This window comes from Vibrio sp. 10N.222.52.C3, assembly GCF_041474195.1.
Taxonomy (GTDB): Bacteria; Pseudomonadota; Gammaproteobacteria; order Enterobacterales; family Vibrionaceae; genus Vibrio; species Vibrio crassostreae_C.
Map to the genome: position 1 here is coordinate 979 of NZ_JBFRTQ010000025.1, position 16,015 is coordinate 16,993.

9 protein-coding genes and 1 riboswitch are annotated in these 16,015 nt (G+C 44.0%); of the genes, 6 read left to right on the forward strand and 3 right to left on the reverse strand.

The genetic code is table 11. The features are described from left to right. The coding region (locus AB4517_RS03780; protein WP_372147917.1) for a single-stranded DNA-binding protein at positions 1-398 on the reverse strand (398 nt) is incomplete at its 3' end. Between the two features lie 278 nt (positions 399-676). On the opposite strand from AB4517_RS03780, the gene AB4517_RS03785 reads away from it, so the two are divergent. From AB4517_RS03785 to AB4517_RS03800, 4 genes are all read left to right on the forward strand, one after another. Then, complete coding sequence (locus AB4517_RS03785; RefSeq protein WP_029235092.1) at positions 677-1,324, forward strand: LuxR C-terminal-related transcriptional regulator; 648 nt, start codon at positions 677-679, stop codon at positions 1,322-1,324. Positions 1,325-1,481: 157 nt separating this feature from the next. After that, complete coding sequence (galU, locus tag AB4517_RS03790) at positions 1,482-2,354, forward strand: UTP--glucose-1-phosphate uridylyltransferase GalU (protein WP_017061340.1); 873 nt, start codon at positions 1,482-1,484, stop codon at positions 2,352-2,354. Between the two features lie 149 nt (positions 2,355-2,503). Beyond that, complete coding sequence (gene uvrA, locus AB4517_RS03795) at positions 2,504-5,335, forward strand: excinuclease ABC subunit UvrA (RefSeq protein ID WP_102393518.1); 2,832 nt, start codon at positions 2,504-2,506, stop codon at positions 5,333-5,335. A 96-nt stretch (positions 5,336-5,431) separates the two neighbouring features. Continuing rightward, positions 5,432-7,195, forward strand: a complete 1,764-nt coding sequence (locus AB4517_RS03800) for a PglL family O-oligosaccharyltransferase (protein WP_372082758.1) — start codon at positions 5,432-5,434, stop codon at positions 7,193-7,195. A gap of 112 nt (positions 7,196-7,307) precedes the next feature. Here the strand turns inward: AB4517_RS03800 and AB4517_RS03805 are convergent, their stop codons facing one another. Beyond that, positions 7,308-8,447, reverse strand: a complete 1,140-nt coding sequence (locus AB4517_RS03805) for an alanine--glyoxylate aminotransferase family protein (protein ID WP_102332733.1) — start codon at positions 8,445-8,447, stop codon at positions 7,308-7,310. Between the two features lie 176 nt (positions 8,448-8,623). Next, a riboswitch (Lysine riboswitch) is annotated at positions 8,624-8,801 on the forward strand. A 108-nt stretch (positions 8,802-8,909) separates the two neighbouring features. Here AB4517_RS03805 and lysC point away from each other — a divergent pair. Next, entirely contained in the window at positions 8,910-10,277 is a 1,368-nt protein-coding gene (gene lysC, locus AB4517_RS03810; protein WP_372082756.1) for a lysine-sensitive aspartokinase 3, read from the forward strand. A gap of 114 nt (positions 10,278-10,391) precedes the next feature. Here lysC and metH read toward each other — a convergent pair whose 3' ends face one another. Continuing rightward, entirely contained in the window at positions 10,392-14,069 is a 3,678-nt protein-coding gene (gene metH, locus AB4517_RS03815; protein WP_371722098.1) for a methionine synthase, read from the reverse strand. 169 nt (positions 14,070-14,238) lie between these two features. Between metH and AB4517_RS03820 the strand changes: the two genes are divergently transcribed. Beyond that, on the forward strand, positions 14,239-15,519 hold the full coding sequence (locus tag AB4517_RS03820; RefSeq protein ID WP_017061334.1) for a sodium:proton antiporter: 1,281 nt from the start codon (positions 14,239-14,241) through the stop codon (positions 15,517-15,519). Positions 15,520-16,015: the final 496 nt, after the last annotated feature.

Consider the following 16,015-nt stretch of genomic DNA (forward strand, 5'->3'; position numbering starts at 1 on the left):
CCACCTTGAGCAGGAGCACCACCTTGAGCAGGAGCACCACCTTGAGCACGGCCGCCAAGCATTTGCATTACACCATTGAAGCCTTGAACAACCACTTCAGTTGTGTAGCGATCTTGACCGCTTTGATCTTGCCATTTACGTGTTTGAAGTTGACCTTCAATGTAAACTTGAGAACCTTTACGTAGGTACTCACCAGCAACTTCCGCAAGCTTGCCAAACAGAGCAACACGGTGCCATTCTGTTTTTTCACGCTGCTCGCCAGTTGCTTTATCACGCCATGACTCTGACGTTGCAATGGTAATGTTCGCTACTGCGCCGCCATTTGGCATGTAACGAATTTCAGGGTCATTACCTAGGTTACCCACTAATATAACTTTGTTAACTCCACGGCTAGCCATGATTTGCTCCGTCTAAATTCATAGTCTCAGAAAATTTTAGCGCACAAGAATAGCATGCTTTTCTGCAGTGATAAATCGCATTCCTATTCTCTCCTCACTACAAAGAATAAAAACGTAACAAATCATGATATTCAGAGCGATGTTGCTTTTTTCTCCACTTACAAACCACTCATTTACTTTGATAATTGATATTCAACGCAAGTCACTATCAAGGCGCTAGAGAAGCTAAAGCCTGCATGACAACGTGGAATCTAATCCCACTCAAACAGGACGTTTCAATGAGAAAATCAAGATACGCTCGCACTTTACACTTTCTGTGCATCGACCCAAACGATACCTATCTACATGTAAAAGAGATAGAAAAGCATTTATCTATTGTTCTCTACAAAATGACACCCGACGAATTAATGCTAGTTGATAGAAAGCGGAGTAACCGGATCTTGCTCGTCGATTACAGAGAGGTACCACAACTACTGATTATTTGTCCTAACCTGACTGTTATGTGGAAAAATCACGAAATCATTTTATTCAATGTCCCCCAGCAACTTCCAACCTCAGAGCTTCTTACCTATGGGGTACTAAAAGGACTCTTTTACAACACTGAACAAAAGGACAAGATTGCTCGTGGTCTTCAAGAAGTCATTGATGGCGATAACTGGCTGCCAAGGAAGGTAACCAATCAACTGTTGTTTTATTATCGCAATATGGTCAATACCAACACCACACCAACCAATGTTGATTTAACCATTCGTGAGATCCAGGTGATTCGCTGTCTTCAATCCGGGTCTTCAAACACACAAATCGCCGATGACTTGTTTATTAGTGAGTTCACGGTTAAATCTCACCTCTATCAAATATTCCGTAAGCTTGCGGTAAAAAATAGAGTTCAAGCGATAGCATGGGCAAACCAGAACCTGCTTGCATAATCGACCCACCTCTTAGTCTGACGATAATTTTGAGGGAAGCTCTAGTAAACCATGGCTATTATTGCTGAATTTTCGACATAACTTATGCTAGAGTTGCCCTCAGAAATATCAACCACTCAGGTTGAATCAATAATTATTATAGATAAAGGGTCTTATCATGATCAAAAAGTGCCTTTTCCCGGCAGCTGGCTACGGTACACGTTTTTTACCTGCAACCAAGTCAATGCCTAAAGAAATGATGCCTGTAGTAAACAAACCTCTGATTGAATACGGTGTAGAGGAAGCTATCGAAGCTGGTATGGATGGAATGTGCATCGTTACTGGACGTGGTAAGCACTCGATCATGGATCACTTTGATAAAAACTACGAGCTTGAGCACCAGATTAGCGGCACCAATAAAGAAGACCTATTGGTTAATATCCGTGAAACGATTGAAGCGGCAAACTTCACCTACATTCGTCAACGTGAGATGAAAGGCCTTGGCCATGCTATTTTAACGGGTCGCGAACTTGTAGGCGATGAACCGTTCGCAGTAGTACTTGCTGATGACCTTTGTGTGAACGAGCAACAAGGCGTGCTAGCTCAGATGGTTGCGCTATACAAACAGTTCCGCTGTTCTATTGTTGCTGTACAAGAAGTTCCAGAAGAAGAGACTCACAAGTACGGTGTTATCTCTGGCGAAATGATCAAAGATGACCTTTTCCGAGTTGATGACATGGTAGAGAAGCCAGAGCAAGGTACAGCACCAAGCAACCTAGCGATCATTGGTCGTTATATTCTGACTCCAGATATCTTTGAATTAATCGAGCAGACAGAACCAGGTAAAGGCGGCGAAATCCAGATCACTGATGCATTGCTAAAACAGGCAAAAGCAGGCTGTGTATTGGCTTACAAATTTAAAGGCCAACGTTTTGACTGTGGTAGTGTTGAAGGCTATATCGAAGCAACAAACTACTGCTTCGAAAACCTATACAAGAAAGACCAGCAGCAAATCGAGCTAGGTAAACACTCGACCAAGAAAGAAGCATAACGACTGGTTAATCACTAACGTTACTGATTTTAGAAAGGGCGACTCTTTGAGTCGCCCTTTTTGTTTACTGTTTTTTTATCCAGTAAAACTTTGCACAAATCTCACTCTATGTAATACTTTAGCCACTTAAAATTACATGGTCTATTGAGATGGATAAAATAGAAATTAGAGGCGCTCGTACGCATAACCTCAAAGACGTCAACCTAACCATTCCACGTGACAAACTGACTGTCATCACCGGATTATCGGGTTCAGGAAAGTCGTCACTTGCGTTTGACACACTCTACGCAGAAGGTCAGCGTCGTTATGTTGAATCTCTGTCTGCTTACGCTCGTCAATTTCTATCTCTTATGGAAAAGCCTGATGTCGACCATATTGAAGGTCTGTCTCCAGCTATCTCAATAGAACAAAAATCGACTTCACATAACCCTCGCTCAACCGTCGGTACCATTACCGAAGTCTATGATTACCTCAGATTATTGTATGCGCGAGTAGGCGAACCTCGCTGTCCAGACCACAACATCCCTCTAGCAGCACAAACCATCAGTCAAATGGTGGATAAGGTCTTAGAACTGCCTGAAGGCTCAAAGATGATGTTGATGGCACCGATTATCAAAGAGCGCAAAGGTGAGCATGTTAAAACACTGGAAAACTTAGCTGCGCAAGGCTTTATCCGAGCCCGAATTGATGGTGAAACCTGTGATCTATCCGATCCACCAGCACTTGAACTTCATAAGAAGCACACCATTGAAGTTGTGGTAGACAGATTCAAGGTTCGTCCTGATCTTCAACAGCGTTTAGCCGAGTCATTCGAGACCACATTAGAGCTCTCTGGCGGTATCGCTGTCGTCGGCTGGATGGACGAAACGGATCAAGAAGAGATCGTATTCTCTGCTAACTTCGCTTGTCCTAAATGTGGTTACAGCATGCAAGAGCTTGAGCCTCGCCTGTTCTCATTTAATAACCCGGCAGGAGCATGTGGTACGTGTGATGGTCTTGGTGTTCAACAGTATTTTGATCCAAGCCGAGTGATTTTAGATGAGAACCTAAGCATTGCTGAAGGTGCGATAAAAGGTTGGGATCAAAAGAACTACTACTATTTCCAAATGCTAACGTCGCTGTCAGAACATTATGGTTTTGATCTGTATGCGCCATTTAATTCTCTACCGAAAAAGACTCAAGAGATCATTCTAAAAGGATCAGGTCGTACTGAAGTGGAATTCAAGTACATCAATGACCGAGGTGATATTCGGGTTAAGCGTCATCCATTTGAGGGCATTTTAAATACCTTGGAGCGCCGTTACCGTGATACTGAATCGAGCGCAGTGCGTGAAGATCTTGCTAAATACATCTCAACCAAATCGTGCTCTAGCTGTGATGGCACTCGCCTGAGATTAGAAGCTCGTAATGTTTTCATTGGTGATACAACACTTCCGGAAATCGTTGAACTTAGCATTGCTGACGCACTACAATTTTTCCAAGAATTGAAGCTAGACGGTCAACGTGGGCAGATCGCAGATAAAGTGATGAAAGAGATCAATGATCGTCTGCATTTCTTAGTCAACGTTGGTTTGAACTACCTTAACCTATCACGCAGTGCTGAAACGCTGTCTGGTGGTGAGGCGCAACGTATTCGTTTGGCGAGCCAAATCGGTGCCGGTTTAGTTGGCGTTATGTATGTACTTGATGAGCCATCAATTGGTCTCCACCAGCGCGATAATGAACGTCTATTGCAAACCTTAATTCACCTGAGAGACTTAGGTAATACGGTACTTGTTGTGGAACATGACGAAGATGCAATTCGTTGTGCTGACCATGTTATCGATATCGGTCCAGGAGCAGGGGTGCACGGTGGTCACGTGGTGGCAGAAGGTACCATGCAAGACATCATCGAAAACCCGAACTCTTTGACAGGCCAATACCTGAGCGGTGCTAAAGAAATTGCAGTGCCTGAAAAGAGAACGCCTATCGACAAGAAGAAGGTCGTCGAGATCGTTGGCGCAACGGGGAACAACCTAAAGAATGTGACCGCGACAATTCCTGTTGGCTTGTTCAGTTGTATTACGGGCGTATCAGGTTCGGGTAAATCAACGCTTATCAACGATACCTTCTTTAAAGTCGCCCACACTCAATTAAACGGTGCCACGACTGCAGTTCCAGCAAAGCACAAAAAGATTAAAGGGTTAGAACATTTTGATAAGGTAATCGACATAGATCAAAGCCCTATCGGTCGTACACCAAGATCAAACCCTGCGACCTACACAGGGATTTTCACCCCTATTCGTGAACTATTCGCGGGCACTCAGGAATCACGTTCTCGTGGTTACAAGCCAGGTCGATTCAGCTTTAACGTTCGTGGTGGTCGTTGTGAGGCTTGTCAGGGAGACGGCGTAATCAAGGTAGAGATGCACTTCTTACCCGATGTGTATGTGCCTTGTGATGTGTGTAAAGGTAAGCGCTATAACCGTGAGACTCTAGAGGTCCGCTACAAAGGTAAAACCATTGACGAAGTTCTAGAGATGACTGTGGAAGATGCTCGTGAATACTTCAACCCGGTACCTGTTATCGCTCGTAAACTGCAAACTTTAATGGACGTTGGCCTCTCTTACATTCGCTTAGGGCAAGCAGCTACAACCTTATCTGGTGGTGAAGCTCAGCGTGTTAAATTAGCGCGTGAACTGTCTAAACGAGACACGGGAAAAACCTTATACATTCTCGATGAGCCAACAACAGGCCTTCATTTCCACGATATCCAGCAGCTACTGACGGTATTACATAGACTGCGTGATCACGGTAATACAGTTGTCGTGATTGAGCACAACCTAGATGTCGTTAAAACAGCAGACTGGATCCTAGATCTTGGCCCAGAAGGTGGGCAAGGTGGTGGTGAGATTGTTGCAGAGGGTACACCTGAAGATGTGGCGTTAGTCGAAGGTTCACACACTGCTCGCTTCCTTAAGCCTATGTTAAATTTGAAGTAGGTGTAAAATAGCGCCCTGCGGGCAGACAGAAAAATGTTAAAGTAACAGAGCTTGTTTCAGAAGGAACAAGCTCTGTTTTTATAAGGTTAGGGATTTATGGCAACAATACACACTAGCGGTACTCAGCTAGAAAATCAGGTCACTCAGCTACCACTCAACAAAGCATTTCTGGCTTCTTTAGCTGTTGTATTCTTGTTAGCTATGCATTTTTTCATGCCGAATCCTGGTGGTTCGGGCCTTGCTCTATCCTTTAACCCTACCACTTGGCTAGCGCTAAGCTTCACGCTAGCGATTGGCTTTTACCAACTCGCGACCAATCGAGTACTCAAGTATTCCAAATTAACAATTGGCTTGTTGATTAGCTGCATCATACTCACGCTACCCATTTTATACAGCAATGCTGCACCTCAAGGAGCGTCAGGACGCTTGCTTGGATTGTGGACGGGCTTTGCCTTATTTGTGGTGCTGCAGCAATTTAAGTTCAGCAATAAACACAAGCAACGTATGTTGTGGTTCATTGTACTTGCTGTTGTTATACAAGCACTATTTGGCTATGTGCAATATTTCTTATTAGAACCTGGCAACCTATTTGGCTACAACACTGCTGCAAACCGACCATATGGGATATTTCAACAACCGAATGTAATGGCAAGCTTTCTTGCTACTGGTTTTGTGCTGTCCGCTTACCTTTTAGCAAGGCAGCCGGCTAAATATAACCATAAGATCAGCGAATCATTCCTACTGTATTTAACTCCAACCTTAACCGTGCCCTTGCTGATCATCATCGCATCACGTACCGGATGGTTGGCCGCTGTCATTGGGTTTATCTGCATTCTGCCCTATCTATACAAGTTCTCGACCAAGAAACGCTTCTACGGATGGTGCGCATCAGTGCTCGTCGGTGTCGTCGTCGCTTTTACGGTGATCAGCCTAAGTGCGACAGATAGTATCGCTAGCAAGAGAGCAAACCTAGAAAGCCCGCGCGCTTATACGTTCCCGCAAGCTTTAGATATGATGATCGAAAAGCCATTTACAGGTTATGGTTACGGGAAATTTGAGTCTGAATACACGCTATATACAGCTCGCCAACATCAACTCAACTCGAACTATCATCCAGGTCTTCCTTCAATGGATCACCCGCACAATGAGTTCCTGTTTTGGGGAGTTGAAGGGGGGATTGTACCAATCATCGGAATCTTGATTGCTGCAATATTGGTGATGTCACGCATAACAAGTTCAGCAAAGGGAACACGTCTAGCCCTGCTCGCGTTATTTATCCCAATCCTTTTGCACTCTCAACTTGAGTATCCTTTTTACCACTCGGCGATTCACTGGATAACATTCATTATATTGATTTACTGGGTAGATCAGCGCTCTTCCCGACATTATCAACAGTCGTTCAGTATCATCAGCAAGACCCTATTTAGAGTGTTGAGCTTAGTGCTCCCTATTTTGGTCAGTTTTTATATGTTGAGCGCCCTGCACACCAACTATGTACTGACTAAGTTTGAACTGTCTAAGCCGAAAAATCCGGACATTCTTAAGCAGGTAACGAACCCAGTGGTGTGGAAAGATCGCTACGATTGGGATATATACAGCACTTACCTTAATATCGGCCTCTACAAAGCCGACCCGAGCCTTATACAGCCTTACATCGATTGGTCACTGGAGATCATTAAGAGCAAACCAAGACCGGCTTTCTACAGCAATCTGATTCTGGCGTATCAAGGCCTAGGAGAAGAAAGTAAAGCAGAGCAAATTCGTAGCGAAGCGAACTTTTTATTCCCTAACAGAGACTTTTCAAAGGTTCAGTATAAGAAAGTGTCACAAGCAGAAGATAACGTTTCGTCTGCAGAATAATGTTAAGAATTCGCAACGCAAGCTTCACTTAGTAGGCAGTAGGAGCTTGGGGTAGATACAAAAAAGCGCACGATCTCTCGTGCGCTTTTCTTTTTAATTTCAGTTCATGCAGCTACTTCAAAACATCTTTTAGCGCTTTTAGGCACAACGCGACATTCTCTTTACGAGCACCGTAACCCATTAGGCCGATACGCCATGCCTTACCAGCCAAAGAGCCAAGCCCAGCACCGATTTCAAGATTATATTCTTCTAAAAGCTGCGTTCTGATCTTAGCCTCATCAATTCCTTCTGGGAAATAAAGTGCATTAAGCTGCGGCAGGCGGCTCTCTTCATCAACCACAAACTTTAACCCTAGAGCTTCTACGCCTTCTTTAAGCTCTTGGTGCATCGCATGATGACGAGACCACGCATTATCTAAGCCTTCATTTTTCAACAAAACCAGCGACTCATGCAGAGCATAAAGGCTGTTCACGGGTGCGGTATGGTGGTAGCTACGCTTACCTTCTCCACTCCAGTAACCTAATACTAAACTTTGATCCAAAAACCAGCTTTGCACTGGTGCTTTACGGGCTTTCATTTTATCAACCGCACGCTGAGAGAAAGTCACTGGAGATAGCCCTGGCACACAAGACAGACACTTTTGGCTGCCAGAATAAACCGCATCAAGCTGCCACTCATCAACCAGCAATGGCACACCACCTAATGATGTCACTGCATCAACAATCGTTAACGCATCAAACTGACGAGCGACAGCAGAGATAGCTTGAGCATCAGATAACGCTCCGGTTGATGTCTCTGCATGCACAAATGCAACAGCAACGGCATCGGGGTTTTCTGCCAATGCTTGTTCTACCTTTTCAACTGAAACGGGCTTGCCCCATTCGTCATCAACAAGGATGGCTTCGCCACCACAACGCACCACGTTTTCTCGCATACGCTCACCGAAGACACCGTTACGACAAACAATCACCTTTTCACCAGGCTCAATCAAGTTAACAAAACAGGTCTCCATACCCGCACTGCCCGGTGCAGAAACGGCAATCGTAAATTCGTTTTCAGTCTGAAAAGCGTATTTAAGAAGCTGTTTAAGCTCGTCCATCATCGCAATAAACAGCGGATCTAAGTGACCTATGGTTGGACGGCTCAAAGCCTGTAACACTTGAGGTGAGATATCTGAAGGACCAGGTCCCATTAACGTTCGGTGTGGTGGATAAAAGCTATCGATAGCAGTAGTGAGTGTGAAATTAGACATGTACATCCCTTACGTTAATGTTGTGAACAATCCACCCTAAAGCAAATTGATTACCTCAGCAATTAGCCATAAGTATTGAGGTCAAACCACTGTCACATCATTGTTAAAATTATTTTTCAATTATCTCAAGTTACGGATTGACATTGTTACCACAAAAACGTTCAATGAAACGGCTATCTAGCAGAAGAGGAGCACTGCCCAGGCAGATGTTTTGTGGAACCGCATTTCCAATACAAAACATTTATGGGGAGCAGTGCCGAGATAATAAAAGGATGCAGGACCTTTATTATCGGTTGAGCGGGCTGAATCCCGTCAACTGTCGCCATTTCTATATGGTGAAGAGCTTCTGAGGTTACTATTCTAATAATTCCTCTCTTTTTGCTCTAAAACTCTCTTCGAAAAACATCGGACGTTGGATTACCCAACCGTAATTTTATTTTAGGAAGTCGTGGGAGATATATCGTGAGTGCATCTAATGTAGCTGGTTCTTTTAATGTCGCTAAGTTTGGTGGAACAAGTGTTGCCAACTTTGAAGCAATGAGCCGTTGTGCTGCCATTATTGAAAACAACTCAAACACGAAACTGGTCGTGAGTAGTGCATGCTCTGGTGTCACTAACTTGCTGGTTGAACTGGCAAATGGTGTTCAAGATAAAGCACGTCGTCAGGAATTAATGGCGCAATTAGCGGAGATTCATAACGCAATTCTTGACCAACTCGCAGATCCAATCAGCATCGAAAAAGAAGTTCACAGCATTCTTGATGACATTGCGAGCGCTGCCGAGGCTGCATCATTCCAAACAAGCACTAAACTGACGGATCACCTTGTCGCATGTGGCGAGTTGATGTCGACACACATCTTGGCTCAGATCATCCGTGAACGAGGCACTCCTGCTGTTCGCTTTGATATCAGAGATGTGATGCGCACTAATGATGATTTTGGTAAAGCCGAACCTCAACTAGAAGATATTGCCGCTCTAGCGCAACAGAAACTGATTCCACTTTGCCAACAACAAGTTGTCGTTACACAAGGTTTTATCGGTGCTGATAGCAAAGGCAACACCACGACTTTAGGCCGCGGTGGCAGTGATTACTCAGCAGCATTGATTGCCGAATCTGTAAAGGCGATTGGTCTAGAAATCTGGACGGATGTTCCGGGTATTTACACCACTGACCCTCGTATTGCACCTAAAGCTTCTCCTATCCCAGAGATCAGCTTTAGTGAAGCATCGGAAATGGCAAACTTTGGTGCGAAGATCTTGCATCCATCGACTCTAGTACCTGCATTACGCCACCAAATCCCGGTATTTGTCGGCTCTTCTAAAGCACCAGAGCTCGGTGGTACTTGGATTCGTCAAGAAGTTGAGAGCTCTCCTCTATTTAGAGCGCTTGCCCTACGCTGCAACCAAACTATGGTTACGCTACGCAGTGCTAACATGTTCCATGCATATGGCTTCTTGGCAAAGGTGTTCGAGATCCTTGCTAAGCATAAGATCTCGGTCGATCTTATCACTACCTCAGAGATCAGTGTGTCACTTACTCTGGATCAAACAGATACATCAGGTGGTGCTCCGGAGTTACCTGAAGCCGCTCGCCTTGAGCTTGAAGAGCTGTGTTCCGTTGATATTGAGCACGACCTATGCCTTGTTGCACTTATTGGTAACAACATGAGTGAAAGCAAAGGCTATGCGAAGCAGGTATTCGGCACTCTTGAAGATTTCAACCTGCGCATGATTTGTTACGGAGCAAGCCCACACAACCTGTGTTTCTTGCTAGATGAATCTGTTTCTAAGCTGGCGATTCAAAAACTTCACCAAGAGTTATTTGAATAGAAAGTCCGTTTATCATCGACAGATAAATAACTAAATCACAGGTACAAAAAGGGTTGCTATTCAGCAACCCTTTCTCTTTTTACTTTACGAATCAAATCTCTTCATAGGTTCAAACTAGTTAATGTTTGGACCTAACCACTTCTCGGCTTCTAACATATCCCAACCTTTGCGGTCAGCATAGCTATCCACTTGATCCTGTTGAATCTGTGCAATAGCAAAGTATCTAGCATCAGGGTGTGAGAAGTACATACCAGACACTGAGGCACCAGGCCACATCGCGTAGCTTGTCGTTAATGACATATCGATTGCCTTTTCAACATCCATCAGCTCCCACAACGTGCCTTTCTCTGTATGCTCAGGGCAAGCAGGATAACCTGGAGCTGGACGAATACCTTGGTATTTCTCTCGAATCAAATCGTCGTTAGACAAATTCTCATCTGGCGAGTAACCCCAAATATCCTTTCTCACTTCTTTATGCAGATATTCCGCGAACGCCTCAGCCAATCGGTCAGCAACCGCCTGAATCATAATCGCGTTGTAGTCATCGCCTTTCGCTTTGTATTCATCAGCCAGCTCTCGCTCACCAATACCACCCGTAACCGCAAAGCCACCAATCCAATCCGCTTTACCGCTTTCTTTTGGCGCAATGTAATCAGACAAACAGTAGTTAAAGCCTTTTGGTTTCTCTGTTTGTTGACGAAGATTGTGTAGAACCTTTAGAACTTCGGTACGAGATTCATCGGTATACACCTCAATATCATCACCAACACTGTTCGCTGGGAACATGGCACACATGCCACGCGCTTCAAGTAATTTCTCTTTCTCTACGCGATCCAGTAAATCATTAGCATCTTTGAATAAACGTTTTGCCTCTTCACCCACTTCTTCATGATCAAGGATTGCAGGGTATTTACCAACCAATGACCATGTCATAAAGAATGGAGTCCAATCGATGTACTGACGCAAAGTCGCCACATCAAAATCATTGAAGATGTGAACTCCCGGCTTAGCGGGTGCAGGTGGCGTATACGCATCCCAATCGATAGCAACTTTATTGGCACGAGCTCTTTCAAGCGTGACAGGCTTGGTACGAGGTTTCTTACGATTGTGCTGATCTCGAACGCGATCGTAATCGATATCCAGCTTCTCAACGAAAGCGGGTTTCAATTCATCAGAAAGTAGTGAAGTACAAACACCCACTGCACGCGAGGCATTATTTACGTATACAACAGGTTCTGAATAATTCTGCTCAATCTTAACTGCTGTGTGAGCTTTAGATGTGGTTGCGCCGCCAATCAGAAGAGGCAGCTTGAAACCCTGTCTCTCCATTTCTTTAGCAACATGTACCATTTCATCAAGAGACGGTGTAATCAGCCCAGACAGGCCAATAATGTCGACATTCTCTTCTTTCGCTACCTTGAGAATCTTCTCGCAAGAAACCATCACACCTAAGTCGATAATTTCGTAGTTATTACACTGTAAAACCACACCAACGATATTTTTACCGATATCGTGAACGTCACCTTTAACGGTCGCTAACAAAATCTTACCGTTAGTTGCGCCCACTTCTTTGGATGCATTAATGAATGGTTCTAAATGGGCAACCGCCTGTTTCATCACACGCGCAGACTTTACAACCTGTGGTAAGAACATCTTACCTTCACCAAACAGGTCACCAACAACGTTCATTCCGTCCATTAGAGGACCTTCAATCACTTCAATAGGACGAGAGGCATTAACACGAGCTTCTTCGGTATCTTCAACAATAAAGTCGGTGATACCTTTTACCAAAGAGTGCTCCAAACGCTTCTCTACAGGCCAAGTTCGCCACTCTAATGCAGATTTATCTTCAACCTTACCAACAGCACGCTCTAGGTATTCGGTCGCCATATCCAGCAATCTTTCAGTCGAATCATCACGACGGTTTAGTACGACATCTTCAACAGCATCACGCAGATCTTCTGGAACATTATCGTAAATTTCCAACTGACCAGCGTTTACAATGCCCATATCCATACCGTTTTTAAAACAGTGATATAGGAATACCGCGTGAATAGCCTCACGGACGTAGTTATTACCACGGAATGAGAATGAAACATTCGACACACCGCCAGAGATCATCGCATGCGGGAGATCGCGTTTGATGTCTCCTACTGCTTCAATGAAATCAACCGCATAGTTATTATGCTCATCGATACCAGTAGCCACTGCGAAAATATTCGGGTCAAAAATAATATCTTCTGGTGGGAAACCGACTTCATCAACAAGAATGTTGTAGGCATTGGTACAGATTTCGACTTTACGCTCTCGAGTATCAGCCTGCCCGACTTCATCAAACGCCATCACGATGACAGCAGCACCATAACGACGAACTAATTTGGCTTGCTCAACAAACTTCTCTTTGCCTTCTTTTAGAGAGATTGAGTTAACGATGCCTTTGCCTTGAATACACTTTAGGCCAGCTTCGATAACTTCCCACTTAGAAGAATCGACCATAACAGGTACTTTCGAGATTTCAGGTTCTGAAGCACATAGATTCAGGAATTTAACCATACACGCCTCGGCGTCTAGCATCCCTTCATCCATGTTGATATCGATAATTTGAGCACCATTCTCGACTTGCTCTCGAGCTACACTCAAGGCTTCGTCGTAGAGCTCTTCTTTGATAAGGCGCTTAAAGCGTGCAGAGCCGGTAACATTGGTCCGCTCACCTACATTCACGAACAAAGATTCTTTAGCTATCGTCAGTGGCTCTAGTCCCGAAAGACGACAAGAAACTGGTAAGTCTGGCAATTGACGCGGCGTTACACCTTCAACGGCCTCAGCCATTTCACGGATATGCTCTGGAGTAGTACCACAACACCCACCAATTAGGTTCAAGAAGCCACTTTCAGCCCACTCTTTAACATGTTCAGCCATATCCTCAGGAGAAAGGTCATACTCGCCAAATGCATTAGGCAAACCCGCATTAGGGTGAGCAGAAACATTGCACTCTGAGATACGAGACATCTCACCGACATACTCACGCAGTTCATCAGGGCCCAATGCACAGTTCAATCCAAATGAGATTGGTTTTACATGACGAAGGGCGTTGTAGAATGCTTCTGTCGTCTGTCCTGAAAGGGTACGACCTGATGCGTCAGTGATGGTACCGGAAATCATCACTGGAAGAGCAATACCCACCTCTTCAAAAACAGATTCAACGGCAAAGGCACACGCTTTCGCGTTTAACGTATCAAAGATAGTTTCAATAAGAATTAAATCTGAACCGCCCTTAATGAGCGCGCGAGTCGATTCAGAATAGGCTTCAACCAGTTCGTCAAAGCTAACATTACGGTAACCTGGATCGTTTACATCAGGCGAGATAGAACAAGTTCGGTTGGTTGGACCTAATACACCCGCGACGAAGCGAGGTTTATCTGGGGTCTTTGCAGTCCATTCATCAGCTGCTTCACGAGCAAGCTTGGCAGCAGCAAAGTTAATCTCTTCACTAAGGCTTTCCATATCATAGTCGGCCATAGCGATGGTTGTAGCGTTAAAGGTATTGGTTTCGAGGATGTCAGCCCCAGCTTCCAAATACTCCATATGGATATCTTTGATAAGCTTAGGCTGTGTAAGAACTAAAAGGTCATTGTTGCCCTTCAAGTCACTGTGCCAATCAGCAAAGCGTTCACCACGATAGTCTTGCTCTTCCAATTTATAATCCTGAATCATGGTGCCCATGCCACCATCAATCAGTAAAATTCGTTGCTTCAACAGAGCGTCAATCTTTTGCCTTACATTACTTCCCACGGTACAACCTCATTCCTTTAATTATCCCTCCATCCTATCACACATTAAAAAGGAGTCTAGACGTCTAAAAAAGGAAATTGATTACTGAGTCATGACAAAAAAATGTTTGCTATTTGAGCATGAGACAACGAAAATTCATATTCATACTTTGTTACATGTTGGAATCCCAATGTCGGTCTATTACACCTTATGCTTCTTGTCCGCTGCAGCCATGCTTATTGCTTTCGTGAATACAAAAATTGGTAAAATGCAGACAACCATCGCCATCACAGCTGGCTCAATGATGTTATCTCTATTGATTATCATTGCGGGACAAAATAATTGGTTCCAATTGGCAGACATTGCCTCAGAGACCGTTGCCAGTATCAATTTTGAAGATTTCCTTCTAAAAGGGATATTAGGATTCTTACTATTTGCAGGCGGTTTGGGAATCAAATTACCAAACCTAAAAGACCAGAAATGGGAAATAACAGTACTCGCGTTAGGTGCTACGCTGTTTTCAACATTCTTTATCGGTTTTGTGCTGTACGGGTTTTGCCAGTTCATCGGTATTCAATTTGATCTGATTTACTGCCTACTCTTTGGCTCGCTAATCTCTCCAACCGATCCCATCGCCGTGCTAGCAATAGTAAAGAAACTCGACGCTCCCAGAAGAATCTCTACTCAAATCGAGGGAGAATCTCTATTCAACGATGGTTTTGGCTTAGTTATCTTCGTAACCCTATTTACTATCGCATTCGGCACAGAAGCGCCAACCGTCGGTAGTGTGACCATGCTATTCGTTCAAGAGGCAATTGGCGGCATCGTCTACGGTTTTGTTTTAGGTCTTGTATTCCATTACCTAATCAGCAACACCGACGACCACTCGATGGAGTTGCTATTAACCATCGGCATTCCAACTGCTGGTTATGCGTTTGCTGAAGTTCTACATGTATCAGGACCATTAGCGATGGTGGTCTCAGGTATCATGATTGGTAACTGGACTCGCTTTATCGGATTCTCAAAAGAGAGTGAAGATCACTTAGATCATTTCTGGGAATTGATAGATGAATTCTTAAACGGCGTATTATTCCTACTAATTGGTATGTCGATGCTGTTATTCAAATTCCACCAAGAAGATTGGATCTTAATGGCTTTCGCAGTCCCTCTAGTATTGAGTGCACGTTACTTGAGTGTTTTCTTGTCTTACATCGGATTTAAACGCTTTAGAACTTACAACCCGTGGTCGATTAAGATTCTAACTTGGGGTGGTTTACGCGGTGGCTTAGCACTAGCCATGGCACTTTCAATCCCTTCAGGTATCTGGGTAATTGAAGACAAAGCAATCGATGTTAAAGAGATAATCCTTGTCATGACATACGCCGTTGTTGTGTTTTCTATTCTGGTTCAAGGCTCAACTATCACTCCTATGATAGAGAAAGCAAAACAAGCAGAGAAAGAGCTAGATTAATATCTAAATAGATCAACCAAGGCCGCCTACTTTAGGTGGCCTTTTTTATACCTAATGAAAGTCAAACTCGCCAATTCCCTCACTGAAGTTATCGTTGAAAGGGGTGCGTGGAACATAGAGCTCATATCGATATTTGATACCGCTAATATTTGAGTAATCGAAAGCCTTAATGTGGGTGGACAGAACTCTTTAAGGAGCTTAAGTCATACAGAGAACTCGTTCTTGTGCGCACTCGCTAGTCTACCCAATAACCCACTCTCAAGTTATATAAGCTTCAATCGAAAGGCTTCACCTTTCACCTGGAAACAAAAATAACGGGACTCAACGTCTCGCTAGAATAGCGTTAGTTATTAACAGGACTGTGGAGCTAGATGAGTGGTGAACGGTTTGAACTAAGTCATTAAATACCGCAAGGCAGCACTAAATCGGTGTTCGATAGAGATAGCTAAAGGAACACTTAGTACTTCTAGTGATACTTGTAATACCAATTAAAGTA